We start from the raw sequence: 13,711 nt of genomic DNA on the forward strand, positions 1-13,711 counted from the left end.
TTCGCGCGCGCACCGTACCCGGGGCGGCCACCGGGCCGGACACGGACGTTCGCAGCACGCCGACGACCGATGACCGCGCGGGAGCGACCGCGACGCGGAGTGACCGAACAGGTCACGGCATGATGACGGTCGTCATGGACCGAACCCTCACCGCTCCCCGGCCCGTGCGTGACGACGACGCTCCCCCGCACTCCCCGTCGTCCGCGCCCTCGTCGGGTGGACGTGCACCCAGCCCCTCCGTGCACCCCCTGCGGCGCGTCGTCACGGGCGTCGTCGTCGGCGCCCTGCTGATGCTGGGCGCCGCCTCGCTCGACACGTTCACCGGCGCCGAGGTCCCCGTGCTGGGTTCCTTCGCCGCGGTGGCCGCGCCGCCCGACGAGCCCGAGATCGTCGAGGTCCCGGCACCGCCGGCCACCCCGGGCACGTGCCTGACCTGGACCCGTCCCGACGCGGTCGACACCGCGCTCGTCGACTGCGCCCAGCCGCACCTGTTCGAGCAGGCCGGCACGGTCGTCCTGGCCGACCAGGTCGCGCTGCCGGACGACTCGACGTGGCGCCAGCTCGTCGACGAGCGGTGCGGACCGGTCGTCATGACCTACCTGAACGACGTGTTCGATCCCGACGGCCGCTACCGCGTCGGCGCGCTCAAGCCGTCGCCGTCCAAGTGGGAGCAGGGCGACCGGGAGCTGCGCTGCGGGCTGCAGAGCGCGTCGCGCTCCGGTGCGCTCTACCCGATGACCGGCCGCGTCGCCGACGGTGACCAGGCCGCCGTCCAGGAGCCGGGTGTCTGCCTGGCCATCGACGGCCCCCGCGTCGGCGACCCCGTCGCCTGCTCCGGGCCGCACGCGCTGGAGACCGTCGGCATCGTCGACATGGCGGCCGACTTCCCGAACGGCTACCCCGCCGTCGCCGACCAGGACGCCTACCTGCAGCCCAAGTGCAACGAGATCGCGGCGGCCTACGCGGGCGGCCCGACCGTCGTCACCGACAAGGGCCTCACGGTCTACTGGAACAACATCAGCGAGGAGTCCTGGGCGGCGGGCACCTACCGGGCCAACTGCAACGTGGCCGCGCTGCTGCCCGACCGCAGCGGGTTCGCGCCGGTCACCGGCCCGGTCACCGGCGACGTCGTCATCGGCGACCAGCTGGCCCCGCCCGCGGAGAACACCCCCGACGCCGGCATCCCCGCCCCGCCGACGACCACGCCCGCCGCGCCGTCGAGCACCCCGCCCGCCGACGGGTCGACCGCACCGACGGACGGCGCCCCCGCCTCGGAGGCCCCGCCCGCCGGAGAGGCCCCGCCGGTGCCGGTGGAGGTGCCGGTCCCGCTCGAGGGGACCTGACCGTCGCCGGCATGGAGATGACCCGGCTCCGCTTCGAGGAGCTGGTCGCCGACGCGCTCGACACGATCCCGGCCGAGCTCACCCGGGCGATGGACAACGTCGTGGTGCTCGTGGAGGACCGCCACCCCGAGGACCCCGACCTGCTCGGGCTCTACGAGGGCGTCGCCCTGACCGAGCGCACGTCGTCCTACGGCGGCGTGCTGCCCGACCGGATCTCGATCTACCAGGACGCGATCCTGTCGATCTGCTCCGACGCCGACGAGGTCGTGCACGAGGTCGCGGTCACGGTCGTGCACGAGGTGGCCCACCACTTCGGCATCGACGAGGACACGCTGCACGACCTCGGCTGGGGCTAGCCCCGTCCCGGCCGGAGGGCTCAGTCGGCGGGCCCGCCCGCCGTGACGTCCCCGACCACCGGGACCGCGCTGTCCCACTGCTCCAGGGTCCAGCCGGTCGCCGGGGAGCCGGTCAGGACCACGAGGCCGGTGTTCGGGACGTAGGCGGTCTCCGCGGGGTCGCCGAGCAGTGCGCCGCTGGCGAGCCGGATCGCGGCGCCGTGGCTGGCCAGCAGCACCGTGCCGTCGACGCCGTCGGTGGCCCGTTCGACGGCGGGCAGGAACCGGGCCCGCAGGTCCAGCGCCGACTCGCCGCCGGGCAGGTGGGCGCCGAGGTCACCGGCCAGCCAGGCGGCGTAGACGGTCTCGAACCGCTCGCGCGCCGCCTCGTCGCCGCGGCCCTCCAGGTCGCCGCAGAACACCTCGTGCACGCCCTCGACGACGCCGACCTCGAGCCCGTGCACCGCGGCGACGGGGGCGGCGGTCTGCTGGGCGCGGGTCGCGGTCGAGGCGAGCACGACGTCGATCCGCTCGCCGCGCAGCCGCTCCCCCAGCGCCGCGGCCTGCTCCCGGCCCAGCGCGTTGAGCGGGGGCCCGGGCGGCGCGGAGTCGAGGACGCGGCCGACGTTGGAGTCGGTCTGGCCGTGCCGGGCCAGGATCAGCCGGGTCATGCCACGCTCCCCGCGCGCAGGGCGTCGAGCCAGGCCTGCGCGGCGGCGAACGCGGTGCCGGTGGCGGCGCCCAGCGGGGCGGCCGGATCGGTGGTCCCCGTCGGGGGGACCCCGGTGCCCGCGCGCGGGAACGAGCCGAGGAAGCGCACCTCGTCGCAGCGCCGGTGCAGCGCGGCCAGCGCCTCCCCCATCGCGGGGTCGGCGACGTGGCCGGTGCAGTCGATGTGGAACCAGTACTCCGCGTGCCGGTCCTTGATCGGGCGCGACTCGATGCGCGTGAGGTCGATGCCGCGGACGGCGAGCTCGGTGAGCAGGCCGAGCAGCGACCCCGGCTGGTTGCGGGTGGTGGCCGCGAACGTCGTGCGGTCGTGGCCGGTCGGCGCGGGCGGCGGGCCGGGCGGGGCGACGAGCACGAACCGCGTGACGGCGCCGGGGTTGTCGGCCACGTCGTCGACCGCGACGACCAGCCCGTGCTGCTCCGCGGCGAGCGGGGCGGCGACGGCGGCGTCGAGGTCCCCGCGGGCGACCTGCGCCGCGGCCTCCGCGGTGGACGTCGTGAGCAGCACCTCCGCGTCGGGCAGGTGCGCGGCGAGCCAGCCGCGGGTCTGCGCGACGGCGTGCGGGTGCGAGCCGACGCGCCGGATGTCGGCGGTCGCGGTGCCCGCCCGCACCATCACGGCGAAGCGCACCGCGACCAGCGCCTCGCGGACGATCACCAGCGGCGGCGAGCCGACGAGCCCGTCGAGCACCGCCCCGACGGCGCCCTCGACGCTGTTCTCGATCGGGACGCACCCGGCGTCGACCTCGCCGCTGCGGACGGCCGCGAGCACCGCGGGGCTGCCCGCGCACGGCACCAGCTCGGCACCGCGGGACTCGGGGAGCGACCGCAGCGCCTGCTCGGTGAACGTGGCGTGCGGACCCAGGAACGCCAGACGGACCACGCCCCGGACCCTAATCCCCGCCGCCGGGCGCCCGGTCAGCGGGAGAGCAGGCCCAGACCGGCGAGCGCGGAGCCGGGCGCGGGGTCGGCCCCGCACCGCGAGAGCAGGCCCCGCACCCCGGAGACGGCCCGGTCGGACCACTCCCCGATCTCCGCCGCGAGCGCCCCGCCGTCGGTGCTGCGCAGGGCCGCGGCGACGTCGCCGCCGCCGAGCGCGCGGGCCACGGCGACCAGGAGGTTGACGATGCCGTGCCGCCGCGCGGACGGGCTCTCGACGCGCACCGCCTCGTGCAGCCCGAGCGTGGTGAACCCCCGGCCGGTCGACGCGACGACCCGGACGAACCGCTCGACGTCGTCGGTGGAGGGGGCGTCGGTCGGCCGGGGCCCGCCGCAGCGCAGCTTGGGCGCGTGCCCCTGGTCGGCGACGCGGCGCACGGCGTCGAGCCACGCGTCGGTGGCGCCGGGGTCGTCGTGGGCGGGGCGGCGGGGCTCGACGACGGCGACGACGTCCTCCGGCACGAACTCCGCGACGCGGTCGAGCCACACCCCGTCGACGTCCGGGGGCGCGGCGGTCTCGACGGTCCGGGGCGCGAGCAGGGCCGGGCGCGACAGGACGGTGGACAGCGCCTTCGGCACCGACCCCAACCCGGTGTCGACGACGAGCGAGAGGTCGACCGGGCGGGCCGGCGCGGACCGGGCGAGCTCCTTGACCAGTTCGGGCAGGCGCGACACGGGACAGGCGAGCTGGCCGACGAGACCGCTGAAGGCCCCGTCGCGGGCGGCGAGGTAGCGGGCGACGACGCTCTCGACCGGATGGGTGTCCCTCGGCCCGAGCAGGCCCGTGTCGTCGACGAGCTGCGCGAACAGGGGCGGGATGGACCAGGGTTCGGTTCCCGCCGTCGGCTGCGTCGTCACGGCCACAGACGCTAACGGGTCGGTCACGGCCGATCGACTCGGGCTGACGGTTGCGCCGTCCGACCCGTGGGAGCTAGCTTAGGCTCACCTAATTCGGAGGTGTTCCTTGGGAACCACGCGCCTGCGGCGTCCACCCGCCCCGACCGACGCCGAACGCGCCCGCAGCCTCACCGTGCGCGGGGGCGGCGCTGCGGCGCTCGTCGGCACCGGCTCCCCGGTCGCGCACCCGCGCACCCATCACGTGCACGCCGACGGATCGGCGATCCTGCTGCTCGCCGACGACGAGCCGGTGCTGGCCCGGCTGGGCGGGCGGCGGCCGGGCGACGAGCCCGAGCTGGCCGTGATGCTGGAGCTCGCCGACACCGCGCCGGTCGACCTGCGCGAGCCGGTCCGCGGCCTGCTGTGGATCACCGGGCACATCACGCCGGTCGAGCCGGAGCGGGCCCGGCGCATCGCGGTCGGGCTCGTCGAGCACCACCCGCACCCCGCCCTGCTCGAGCTCGGGCACGGCGCCGTGATGGTGCGCCTGACCCCCGGCTCCGCGGTCCTGTCCGACGCCGAGGGCACCGCCGCGCTGACGCCCGTCGACCTCGCGGCCGCCCGGCCCGACCCGTTCTGCCGCTACGAGCACCAGTGGCTCGGGCACCTGGAGCGGGCGCACCCCGAGGTGTTCACCGCACTGTCGCGGCACCTGCCCCCGGCGCTGCGCGACCTCGGGGACGTGCGCGTGCGCCCGCTCGGCGTCGACCGCTGCGGCCTGCGGCTGCGCGTGGAGACCGCCGACCGCGACCACGACGTGCGGCTCGCCTGGGAGCAGCCCATCGACACCGTCGAGCAGCTGCGGACGCAGTTCCAGCGGATGGTCGGGTGCCCGGTGCGGCGGCCCTGACCGCCTCAGGCCGCCGGGCGCAGGGCCTGGACCCGCCGGGTGACCGCGCGCTCGGCCACGAACGACGCGATCGGGATGGTGCCGGCGAGCAGCACGACCAGTGCCTCCAGCGGCTTCGCGCGCACGCGCTCGGCCAGGATCAGCGTGCAGACGATGTAGAGCATGTAGAGGAAGCCGTGCGTCACGCCGACGACCGCGACCGGGCCGGGCGTGTCGAAGAAGTACTTCAGCGGCATCGCGACGAACACCAGCACGATCAGGCCGATGCCCGTGACCCAGGCGGCGACGCGGTAGTTGCGCAGAGCGGTCGGGATCGACACGGGCCGTCCTATCGGGAGTCGCGCTCGGCGAGCTGCCGGAGCATCTGGTTGTAGGCGACGAGGCGGGGGTTCTCGTCGGCGTCGAGCTCGGGCACCGCGACGCGCGGGCGGGCGGTGAAGGGGCTGTCGGTGTCCGGGCCGGCGGCGGCCGGGCCCTGCTCGACGACCGGCTCGGGCTCCGGCACGGGCGCGACGGCGTCCCCGACCTCGACGGCGTCACCGACCTCGACGGCGTCCCCGACCTCCACGGCGGCGGGCCCCGCGGCCAGCGTGGCCGCCTCCATGCGCAGCAGCCGCCACCACATGACGCCGAAGAACAGCGCGAACACCGGCCACTGCACGCCGTAGCCGACGTTGAGCGCACTGCCCAGCGCCGAACCGGCCCGCTGCCACTGCCACACCGCGAGCCAGCCGCAGGTGGCCATCGCGCCGAGCGTCAGCAGGTGCCACGCCATCCAGCGGGGGGAGAGGGCCAGCCGCAACACGTCGTCCAGACTACGCCGCCGGTAGCGTCGGGACGTGTCCACGCCCGTGACCCCCGCTGTCGTGACCGACCCCCGCACCCGCCGCATGCTGGGCACCGAGGTGCTGGTGGTGCTCACCGTCACGCTGGGGCTCTCCGCGGTGCGCAGCGCGCTGAGCCTGGTCGACTCGCTGCTGCAGCCCGTCCCGCTCTCCGAGCAGCAGGTGGCGCTGAACGCGCCCGCCGCGCAGGCCGACCTCGTCGACCTCGCCCTGCAGCTGGTCCGCGTGCTGCAGCTCGTCGGCTGGGGGGCGCTGGGGGCGTACCTGCTGGTCCGCGGCGGCCTCGCGCTGCGCACCGTCGGCCTCGACGCCCGCCGCCCCGGCCGCGACGCGCTGGGCGCCGCCGGTCTCGCCGCGCTCATCGGCGTCCCCGGGCTCGGGCTCTACCTCGTCGCGCGCGCACTCGGCGTCAGCCTGACGATCGCCCCGACCACGCTCGACCAGACCTGGTGGCAGCTCCCGGTCCTGATCCTGTCCGCCGCGGCGAACAGCTGGGCGGAGGAGCTGGTGATGGTGGCCTACCTGATCACCCGGCTGCGCCAGCTCGGCTGGTCGGACAACGGCGCGCTGCTCGCCCAGGCGCTGCTGCGCGGGGCGTACCACCTCTACCAGGGGCTCGGCGGGTTCGTCGGCAACGTCGTGATGGGGCTGGTGTTCGGGCGGGTGTGGCAGCGCACGCACCGGCTGTGGATGCTCGTCGGGGCGCACGCGCTGATCGACGTGGTCGCGTTCGCCGGCTACGCGCTGCTGGCCGGGAGGGTGGGCTGGCTCCCGTAGGAGCCCGCCCACCCGTCCGGCGCGGCGTCAGAGGGCCAGGATCTGGTACCGCATCCGGGCCATCATGTTCTCCGGGCCCGGCTGGATGCCGCTGGCGGTCCACAGGTCGTCGATGCGGCCGCCGATGTCCTCGGGGTCCCAGCGCTTCCCGTCGTTCTTGACCTCCGCGACGCTGGTGAACGGCTGGAAGATCTCGATGCTGTCGCCCTGCACGCCGAAGACCTTGCCGCTGATGTGCGACGAGGCGTCGGAGCAGAGGAAGGCGACGAGCGGCGCGACGTTCTCCGGGGCGAAGAAGTCGAACTCGCCGCGGGCGATGGCGGCGTCGCGCTCGTCGCGGAACTCCTGCGGCATGAGGTCGAGCGTCATGGCGGTCAGCGCCGTCGGGGCGATCGCGTTCGAGGTGATGCCCCCGCGCGCGCCCTCCATCGCGACGATCGTGGAGAACGCGGCGATGCCGGCCTTGGCCGCGCCGTAGTTGGTCTGGCCGAAGTTGCCGAGGATCCCCGACGTCGACGCCGTGTGGACGACGTGGCCGGGCTGCTTGGCCTCCTTCCAGTGCTGCACCGCCGCGCGCGTGGGCAGGAAGTGCCCGCGCAGGTGCACCCGGATCACCGCGTCCCAGTCGTCGTCCGACAGCTTGGCCAGCGTCTTGTCGCGCAGGATCCCGGCGTTGTTGACCAGGGCGTCGAGGCGCCCGAACTCCGACAGCGCGGTGGCGACGAGCGAGTTCGCGACGTCGGCGTCGGCGACGTCACCGCTCGCGGCGACGGCCCGCCCACCTGCGGCGACGATCTCCTTGGCCACAGACTCGCCCGTGCTCGGGTCGAACTCGGCCACGACCACGGCCGCGCCCTGTGCCGCGCACTCCAGCGCCTCGCCGCGGCCGATCCCGCGACCGGCGCCCGTGACGATGACGACCTTGCCGTCCAGAAGTCCCATGGCCGGACTATATGACCCGTCGGTAACCGACGCAGACGTAGCATGGGGTGATGTCCGACGAGTCCTTCGCCGCCTCCAAGTTCCAGGCACTGCTGCGCGACCAGATCCGCAACGAGTTCACCGCGTCCCAGCAGTACACGGCGGTGGCGGTGCACCTCGACGACCAGGACCTCCCGCAGATCGCCGCGCACTTCTACGCGCAGGCGGTCGAGGAGCGCAACCACGCGATGGCGATGGTGCAGTACCTGCTCGACTCGGACCTGCCCGTCCACATCCCGGGAACCGACGACGTCCGCAACGACTTCGCCGACGTCGAGGACGTCGTGCGGCTCGCGCTCGCGCAGGAGAAGGCGGTCACCGCCCAGATCACCGCACTGGCCCGCACCGCGCGCGACGAGGGCGACTACCTCGGCGAGCAGTTCATGCAGTGGTTCCTCAAGGAGCAGGTGGAGGAGGTCGCGTCGATGTCCACGCTGCTCACGGTGGTGCAGCGGGCCGGCGACAACCTCTTCCACATCGAGGACTTCGTCAACCGCGAGCTGAGGAAGGGCGCCGGCACCGCCGACCCGACCGCACCGCCGGTGGCCGGCGCCCGGGCCTGAGCCGGGCTCAGCCGCCGCCGTGGGCCCGCACGGCCAGCGGCTGCCACTCCTCCCAGCTCGCGAGGCGCGACTCGTAGTCGGCCTTCGCGATGGCCAGCGGGGCCTCGCCGAAGAACGCGCGCAGCGGCGGGTCCTCGGCGTCGACGAGGGTGAGCACGGCCTCGCGGGTCGCCACCGGGTCGCCGGGGGTGCCGCGCCGGCTGGGCCGGTTCGCCGCCGCCTCGCGCACGCCGTCGTAGGCGTCGATCGGGGTCGCGTGCTTCGCCGACGCGCCGCCCCAGTCGGTGGCGTAGCCGCCCGGCTCGATGAGGGTGACCCTGATGCCGAACCCCGCCACCTCCTGCGCGAGTGCCTGGGAGAAGCCCTCCACGGCCCACTTCGACGCGTGGTAGATGCCGACGGTCGGGAACGCGGAGATCCCGCCGATGGAGCTGACCTGCAGGATGTGCCCGCTGCCCTGCGCGCGCAGGAACGGCAGCGCGGCCTGGGTGACCCAGAGCGTGCCGAACAGGTTGGCCTCGATCTGCTGCCGGGACTCGGCCTCGGACAGCTCCTCGATCATGCCGAACTGGCCGTAGCCCGCGTTGTTGACGACGACGTCGAGCCGGCCGAAGTGCCCGTGCGCCCGCGCGACGGCGGCGAACGCGGCGTCGTGGTCGGTGACGTCGAGGGTGATCGGCAGGACGGCGTCGCCGTAGGTCGCGACGAGGTCGTCGAGCGACGCGGTGTCCCGGGCGGTGGCGGCGACGCGGTCGCCGCGCTCGAGGGCGGCGAGGGCCCACTCGCGGCCGAAGCCGCGCGAGGTGCCGGTGATGAACCAGGTCTTCATGTGCTCAGTCCTTCCCGGTGACGGTGAAGCGGAACCGGTCGCGCTTCGCGTGCAGGTCCCAGAGGTGCCCGGCCAGCACGGCGGGGTCCTTCTCGGGGTCCCCGGCGACGATCTGCCCGGGGATGATCAGCTGCGACACCTGGATGCCCTCCTCGCCGAGCACCTCGTGCAGCAGCTGGGCGTAGGCGGCCTGGCCGGCGAACGCCACGGACGTGCCGGTGACGGCGCGCCCGGGCGTCACGGCGGAGCCGCCGTTGACGAACAGGACGGTGCCCCTGCCCTCGCCGAGGAAGCGCATCCCGGGCAGCACCTGGTGCACCGCGGCGACCGGCCCGTAGATCGAGAACTCGACCGGCCCGACGAGGTCGGCCGGGGTGGTCTCCAGCACCGGCCGCATGAAGTCCTTCTGCGGCAGCGGGCTGTACTGCAGGACCTCGACGGGTGCGAGCTCCTCGGCCACCCGCTCCAGGGCGGCCGACAGCGAGGCCGGGTCGCGGACGTCGGCGGTGAAGCCGCGCGCGGAGATGCCCTCGGCGCGCAGGTCCTCGGCCAGGGAGTCGACCCGGGCCCGGTTGCGGGAGATCAGCGCGACGGAGAAGCCCTCGGCCCCGAACCGCCGCGCGACGGCGGCCCCGAGGCCGCGCCCTGCTCCGATGATCGCGATGGAGGTCATGGCCCGTACAAGGACCACGACCCCCGTCGCTGTTCCGACGACCTAGCGGAGTGTGACCTGTTTCCCGGCGAGCGCGTCGCGGGCGCGGCGCTCGTCGGAGGTGAGGGGGGCGGTGTCGGCCAGGGCCGTTTCCAGGCTCGCGGCGAAGTCGGTGACCGGCTTCGACCACTCCGACGGGTGCAGCTCGCGGTCGAGGTCCCAGACCGGCACCAGCAGCCCGTGCGCGCGGAACGAGCCCGCGTACTTCGTGCCCTCCCCCAGGCCGAGCTCGCCGCGGGCCTGCAGCCGGGCGAGCGCCGCGACGAGCCGCTCCTCGGGCTCCGGGCGCACCCAGCGCAGGTGCGCCTTGGTGCCGGTGTCGACCCAGTAGGCGGCGCGGACGCCGTCGCCCTCGACCGCCTCCGTTGGCATGATGACGGCGTTGGCGCGCTCGACGGTGGCCAGCACCTCCGCGGTGGGCTCGCTGCCGTCCTCGGGGGCGACCCACCAGGCGAAGTCGCCGTGCACGGTGAGGTCGAGCGGGGCGTCGACGTCGATGAGGTCCTGCAGGCGGTCGGTACCGGTGAGCGCGGGCCCGACGACCGGCAGCGCCGTTCCCGGCTCGGCCGCCAGCCCCCACTCGATCGCGCGCGCGAGGTCGGCGGACAGGTCGCCGGAGCGGGTCTGGACCTGCATGCCGAGCAGGACCTCCCCGCTCGGGCGGACCAGCGCCGCCGACGCGCCGGGCAGCACCGACGCGATCACGACCGGGCGGTCGGCCGAGGCCCGCAGGCTCAGCGGCGCCGTGGCCGACGGCAGGAACTCGCGGAGCGCGACGAGGTCGCACTCCATCGCGAGGCCCTCGAACGGGCGGGTGACGATGACGTCGTCACCCGCGCCGTGGCAGGCCTTGAAGCGCTTGCCGGAGCCGCAGGGGCAGGGACGGCGCGGGTTCTCCCCCGCAGGGGCCGCAACACGTGTCTTCTTCGCCATGGTTCCGGAAACGCTAGCGGGGCCGCGGGGACGGGGTCGGGCGGGGTGTGAACGCGTCGACCGTCGGCCGCGGCGCGACCGTCCCGACCACCGGGCGGCCCGCCGCTCCGGCCCCAGTCAGCGAGCGCACCTCCATCTCGGCGAAGCGGCGGTCGGCGTCGTCGTCGCGCGGGCCGAGGAACGTGCCGATCGCCCCGAGCAGGAACGACAGCGGGATCGACACGATGCCCGGGTTGGCCAGCGGGAACAGCGCGAAGTCCGCGCCGGGGATCATCGAGGTGGGCTGGCCCGACACCGCGGGCGAGACGATCACCAGGAACAGGGCGGTGCCCATGCCGCCGTACATGCTGTAGAGCGCGCCGGTGGTGTTGAACCGCTTCCAGAACAGCGAGTAGACCAGCGACGCCATGTTGGCCGACGCCGCCACCGCGAACGCGAGCGCCACGAGCACCGCGACGTTCTGCCCGTTGGCCAGGATGCCGCCGCCGACAGCCAGCAGCCCGACGACGAGCGCGGTGCGCCGGGCCACACGCACCTCCTCGGCCGGCTCGGCCCGCCCCTTCTTGATGACGTTGGCGTACACGTCGTGGGCGAACGAGGCGGACGCCGCGATCGTCAGCCCGGCCACGACGGCGAGGATCGTCGCGAACGCGACCGCGGCGACGATCCCGAGCAGCAGCTCCCCGCCGAGGCGGTAGGCCAGCAGCGGGGCCGCGGAGTTCGACGCCCCCGGCGACGCGGCGATGACGTCGGCGCCGACCAGAGCGGTCGCGCCGTAGCCGATCACCAGGACGCACAGGAAGAAGCCGCCGATGAGCCAGATCGCCCAGACCACCGAGCGGCGGGCCTCCTGGGCGTTGGGCACCGTGTAGAAGCGCATGAGGATGTGCGGCAGGCTCGCCGGGCCGAGGATCGCGGCCAGCGACAGCGAGATGAAGTCGATCTTCGACAGCTCGGTGCGCCCGTACTGCAGGCCGGGGGCGAGCAGCGCCTCGCCCGCCTTGGGGCTGTTGTCGACGGCCGCGCCCAGCAGGTTGGAGAAGTTGAAGCCGTACCGGCCGAGCAGCCATGCGGCCAGCACGAGCCCGGTGACGATGAGCAGGTTGGCCTTGAAGATCTGCACCCACGTGGTGCCCTTCATGCCGCCGACCAGCACGTAGACGATCATGACGGCGCCGACGACCGCGATCACGACGCTCTGCGCGAACCGGTTGGAGTTCGGGATGCCCAGCAGCAGCGCGATGAGGCCGCCCGCCCCCGCGATCTGCGCGACCAGGTAGAACACCGACACCAGCAGCGTCGAGGTGGCCGCCGCGGAGCGCACCGGGCGCTGGCGCAGCCGGAAGCTCAGGACGTCGCCCATCGTGTAGCGGCCGGTGTTGCGCAGCCACTCCGCGATCAGCAGCAGCGCCACCAGCCAGCCGACGAACGAGCCGATCGCGTAGAGCAGGCCGTCGTAGCCGAAGACGGCGACGGCGCCGGCGATGCCCAGGAACGCCGCGGCGGAGAGGTAGTCCCCCGCCAGCGCGACGCCGTTCTGCGCACCGGTGAAGTTGCTGCCTCCGGTGTAGTAGTGGGCCGCGGTCCGGTTGCCCCGCCCGGAGCGGAACACCACCACGAGGGTCAGCAGCACGAATGCGCCGAAGATCGTCACGTTGACGGTGGGGTTACCCACCGTCGCGGGTTGCGCGAGCAGCACGTCGTCGTCCTTCCAGGGCAGAATGCGGGCACGGCCCGTGACTGGTCCAACGACGCTCGATGCGTTAAGTCACCATATGGTCACGTTGGGAGACGTTTCTGTGCCTCTGTTCGACCCAGCCGACCACCGCTTCCTGGCCGATCCCTATCCGGCGTTCGCCGTACTGCGGGCGCTCGGACCGGTGCACGACCACCCGCTGCTCGGCACCCCGGTCGCCGTCTCGCACGCGGCCTGCTCGGCCCTGCTGCGCGGGCGCGACCTGGGCCGGATCTGGGCCGACGCCGAGCCGGCCGACGCGTTCGGGGCGTTCAACCTGCTGCACCGCAACTCCCTGCTCGAGCGCGAGGGCGAGCCCCACCACCGGCTGCGCGGGCTCGTCGCGGGCGCGTTCAACCGCGGCCACACCGCCCGCCTGGAGCCCTGGGTCCGCGGCCTGGCGACCCGCCTGGTCGACGACCTCGCGGCCGGCATCGCCGCCGACGGCCGCGCCGACGTGATCTCCGTGCTCGCCGCGACGCTGCCGGTGGAGGTCATCGCCGAGCTGCTCGGCGTGCCCGAGCCGGAGCGGTCGGCGCTGCGCGGGTGGTCGAACACGATCGTCACGATGTACGAGCCCGGCGTCGACGACGACCGGCGGGCGGCCGCCGAGCGGGCGAGCGCCGAGTTCGTCGACGCGCTGCGCGGCCTCGCCGAGCACCGCCGCCGCCGTCCCGGGGAGGACCTGGTCAGCGACCTCGTGGCCGCCGGGGTCGAGTCCGACGAGCTCGTCGGCACGGCCGCGCTGCTGCTGATGGCCGGGCACGAGGCCACGGTCAACGTGATCGGCAACGGGGTGCTGGCCCTGCTGCGCCATCCCGTGCAGTGGTCGGTGCTCGCGACGGCGCCGCTCGCGCCCGCCGTCGAGGAGCTGATCCGCTACGACCCGCCGCTGCAGCTCTTCGAGCGCACGGCCGTCGTCGACACGGAGGTGGCCGGGCACCCCGTGCCCGCGGGCACCCGGATCGCCGCCCTGCTCGGGGCGGCCGCGCACGACCCGCAGGTGTTCGACCGGCCCGACGAGCTCGACGTCACCCGCTCCCACAACCCGCACCTGGGCTTCGGGCTCGGCGTGCACTACTGCCTGGGCGCCCCGCTGGCCCGCCTGGAGGTCGCCGCGGCCCTCGACGCGCTGCGCACCCGCCTCCCGGACCTGGCGCTCGCCGCCGAGCCCGAACGGCGGCCCGACTTCGTCATGCGCGGGCTGCGGACGCTGCCGGTCCACTAGCCCGTGCGCGGGAAC

16 protein-coding genes are annotated in these 13,711 nt (G+C 74.6%); 6 read left to right on the forward strand and 10 right to left on the reverse strand.

Features of this window, described 5'->3' with window-relative positions; translation table 11 throughout:
• The first annotated feature begins 239 nt into the window (after positions 1–239).
• A complete protein-coding gene (locus H6H00_RS07735) occupies positions 240–1,343 on the forward strand; it encodes a septum formation family protein (RefSeq protein ID WP_185720633.1) in 1,104 nt (367 codons plus the stop codon).
• An 11-nt stretch (positions 1,344–1,354) separates the two neighbouring features.
• On the forward strand, positions 1,355–1,699 hold the full coding sequence (locus H6H00_RS07740; RefSeq protein WP_255425631.1) for a metallopeptidase family protein: 345 nt from the start codon (positions 1,355–1,357) through the stop codon (positions 1,697–1,699).
• A 20-nt stretch (positions 1,700–1,719) separates the two neighbouring features.
• On the opposite strand, the gene H6H00_RS07745 is transcribed toward H6H00_RS07740, so the two are convergent.
• Genes H6H00_RS07745 through H6H00_RS07755 form a run of 3 tightly spaced genes read right to left on the reverse strand, consistent with a single transcriptional unit; the run spans position 1,720 to position 4,204 of the window.
• Entirely contained in the window at positions 1,720–2,349 is a 630-nt protein-coding gene (locus tag H6H00_RS07745) for a histidine phosphatase family protein (protein ID WP_185720634.1), read from the reverse strand.
• Positions 2,346–3,290, reverse strand: coding sequence for a prephenate dehydratase (pheA, locus tag H6H00_RS07750; RefSeq protein WP_185720635.1), 945 nt, complete (start codon positions 3,288–3,290; stop codon positions 2,346–2,348). The genes H6H00_RS07745 and pheA overlap by 4 nt, the downstream gene beginning before the upstream one ends.
• Positions 3,291–3,325: 35 nt before the next feature.
• Complete coding sequence (locus tag H6H00_RS07755) at positions 3,326–4,204, reverse strand: hypothetical protein (protein ID WP_185720636.1); 879 nt, start codon at positions 4,202–4,204, stop codon at positions 3,326–3,328.
• Positions 4,205–4,310: 106 nt separating this feature from the next.
• Between H6H00_RS07755 and H6H00_RS07760 the strand changes: the two genes are divergently transcribed.
• The gene (locus tag H6H00_RS07760; RefSeq protein WP_185720637.1) at positions 4,311–5,093 is read left to right on the forward strand and encodes a DUF2470 domain-containing protein; all 783 of its coding nucleotides are present in this window, start codon (positions 4,311–4,313) and stop codon (positions 5,091–5,093) included.
• Positions 5,094–5,098: 5 nt separating this feature from the next.
• On the opposite strand, the gene H6H00_RS07765 is transcribed toward H6H00_RS07760, so the two are convergent.
• The gene (locus H6H00_RS07765) at positions 5,099–5,413 is read right to left on the reverse strand and encodes a DUF3817 domain-containing protein (RefSeq protein ID WP_185720638.1); all 315 of its coding nucleotides are present in this window, start codon (positions 5,411–5,413) and stop codon (positions 5,099–5,101) included.
• Positions 5,414–5,421: 8 nt separating this feature from the next.
• Entirely contained in the window at positions 5,422–5,898 is a 477-nt protein-coding gene (locus H6H00_RS07770; RefSeq protein ID WP_185720639.1) for a hypothetical protein, read from the reverse strand.
• An 85-nt stretch (positions 5,899–5,983) separates the two neighbouring features.
• Here H6H00_RS07770 and H6H00_RS07775 point away from each other — a divergent pair, with 85 nt between their 5' ends.
• On the forward strand, positions 5,984–6,715 hold the full coding sequence (locus H6H00_RS07775) for a CPBP family intramembrane glutamic endopeptidase (protein WP_185722243.1): 732 nt from the start codon (positions 5,984–5,986) through the stop codon (positions 6,713–6,715).
• 27 nt (positions 6,716–6,742) lie between these two features.
• On the opposite strand, the gene H6H00_RS07780 is transcribed toward H6H00_RS07775, so the two are convergent.
• Positions 6,743–7,657 (reverse strand): SDR family NAD(P)-dependent oxidoreductase, encoded by a 915-nt coding sequence (locus H6H00_RS07780; protein WP_185720640.1) that lies wholly within the window; start codon positions 7,655–7,657, stop codon positions 6,743–6,745.
• A gap of 50 nt (positions 7,658–7,707) precedes the next feature.
• On the opposite strand from H6H00_RS07780, the gene H6H00_RS07785 reads away from it, so the two are divergent.
• Positions 7,708–8,259: a ferritin gene (locus tag H6H00_RS07785; RefSeq protein ID WP_185720641.1), complete on the forward strand. Its 552-nt coding sequence runs from the start codon at positions 7,708–7,710 to the stop codon at positions 8,257–8,259.
• A 7-nt stretch (positions 8,260–8,266) separates the two neighbouring features.
• Here H6H00_RS07785 and H6H00_RS07790 read toward each other — a convergent pair whose 3' ends face one another.
• Genes H6H00_RS07790 through H6H00_RS07805 form a run of 4 tightly spaced genes read right to left on the reverse strand, consistent with a single transcriptional unit; the run spans position 8,267 to position 12,432 of the window.
• Positions 8,267–9,088, reverse strand: a complete 822-nt coding sequence (locus H6H00_RS07790) for an SDR family oxidoreductase (protein WP_185720642.1) — start codon at positions 9,086–9,088, stop codon at positions 8,267–8,269.
• Between the two features lie 4 nt (positions 9,089–9,092).
• Positions 9,093–9,761, reverse strand: a complete 669-nt coding sequence (locus tag H6H00_RS07795; RefSeq protein ID WP_185720643.1) for an SDR family NAD(P)-dependent oxidoreductase — start codon at positions 9,759–9,761, stop codon at positions 9,093–9,095.
• A 42-nt stretch (positions 9,762–9,803) separates the two neighbouring features.
• Positions 9,804–10,733: a DUF5926 family protein gene (locus H6H00_RS07800; protein ID WP_185720644.1), complete on the reverse strand. Its 930-nt coding sequence runs from the start codon at positions 10,731–10,733 to the stop codon at positions 9,804–9,806.
• A 13-nt stretch (positions 10,734–10,746) separates the two neighbouring features.
• Positions 10,747–12,432, reverse strand: coding sequence for a monocarboxylic acid transporter (locus tag H6H00_RS07805; RefSeq protein WP_185720645.1), 1,686 nt, complete (start codon positions 12,430–12,432; stop codon positions 10,747–10,749).
• A 106-nt stretch (positions 12,433–12,538) separates the two neighbouring features.
• Between H6H00_RS07805 and H6H00_RS07810 the strand changes: the two genes are divergently transcribed.
• The gene (locus H6H00_RS07810; protein WP_255425819.1) at positions 12,539–13,696 is read left to right on the forward strand and encodes a cytochrome P450; all 1,158 of its coding nucleotides are present in this window, start codon (positions 12,539–12,541) and stop codon (positions 13,694–13,696) included.
• Positions 13,697–13,711 lie beyond the last annotated feature (15 nt).

Source organism: Pseudonocardia petroleophila (genome assembly GCF_014235185.1).
GTDB lineage: Bacteria > Actinomycetota > Actinomycetes > Mycobacteriales > Pseudonocardiaceae > Pseudonocardia > Pseudonocardia petroleophila.

Coding starts and splice junctions, on each gene's coding strand:
- H6H00_RS07745 (WP_185720634.1), bottom strand. CDS start 2,349: ATGACCCGGCTGATCCTGGCCCGGCACGGCCAGACCGACTCCAACGTC.
- H6H00_RS07800 (WP_185720644.1), bottom strand. CDS start 10,733: ATGGCGAAGAAGACACGTGTTGCGGCCCCTGCGGGGGAGAACCCGCGC.
- H6H00_RS07785 (WP_185720641.1), top strand. CDS start 7,708: ATGTCCGACGAGTCCTTCGCCGCCTCCAAGTTCCAGGCACTGCTGCGC.
- H6H00_RS07740 (WP_255425631.1), top strand. CDS start 1,355: ATGGAGATGACCCGGCTCCGCTTCGAGGAGCTGGTCGCCGACGCGCTC.
- H6H00_RS07780 (WP_185720640.1), bottom strand. CDS start 7,657: ATGGGACTTCTGGACGGCAAGGTCGTCATCGTCACGGGCGCCGGTCGC.
- H6H00_RS07790 (WP_185720642.1), bottom strand. CDS start 9,088: ATGAAGACCTGGTTCATCACCGGCACCTCGCGCGGCTTCGGCCGCGAG.
- H6H00_RS07795 (WP_185720643.1), bottom strand. CDS start 9,761: ATGACCTCCATCGCGATCATCGGAGCAGGGCGCGGCCTCGGGGCCGCC.
- H6H00_RS07775 (WP_185722243.1), top strand. CDS start 5,984: ATGCTGGGCACCGAGGTGCTGGTGGTGCTCACCGTCACGCTGGGGCTC.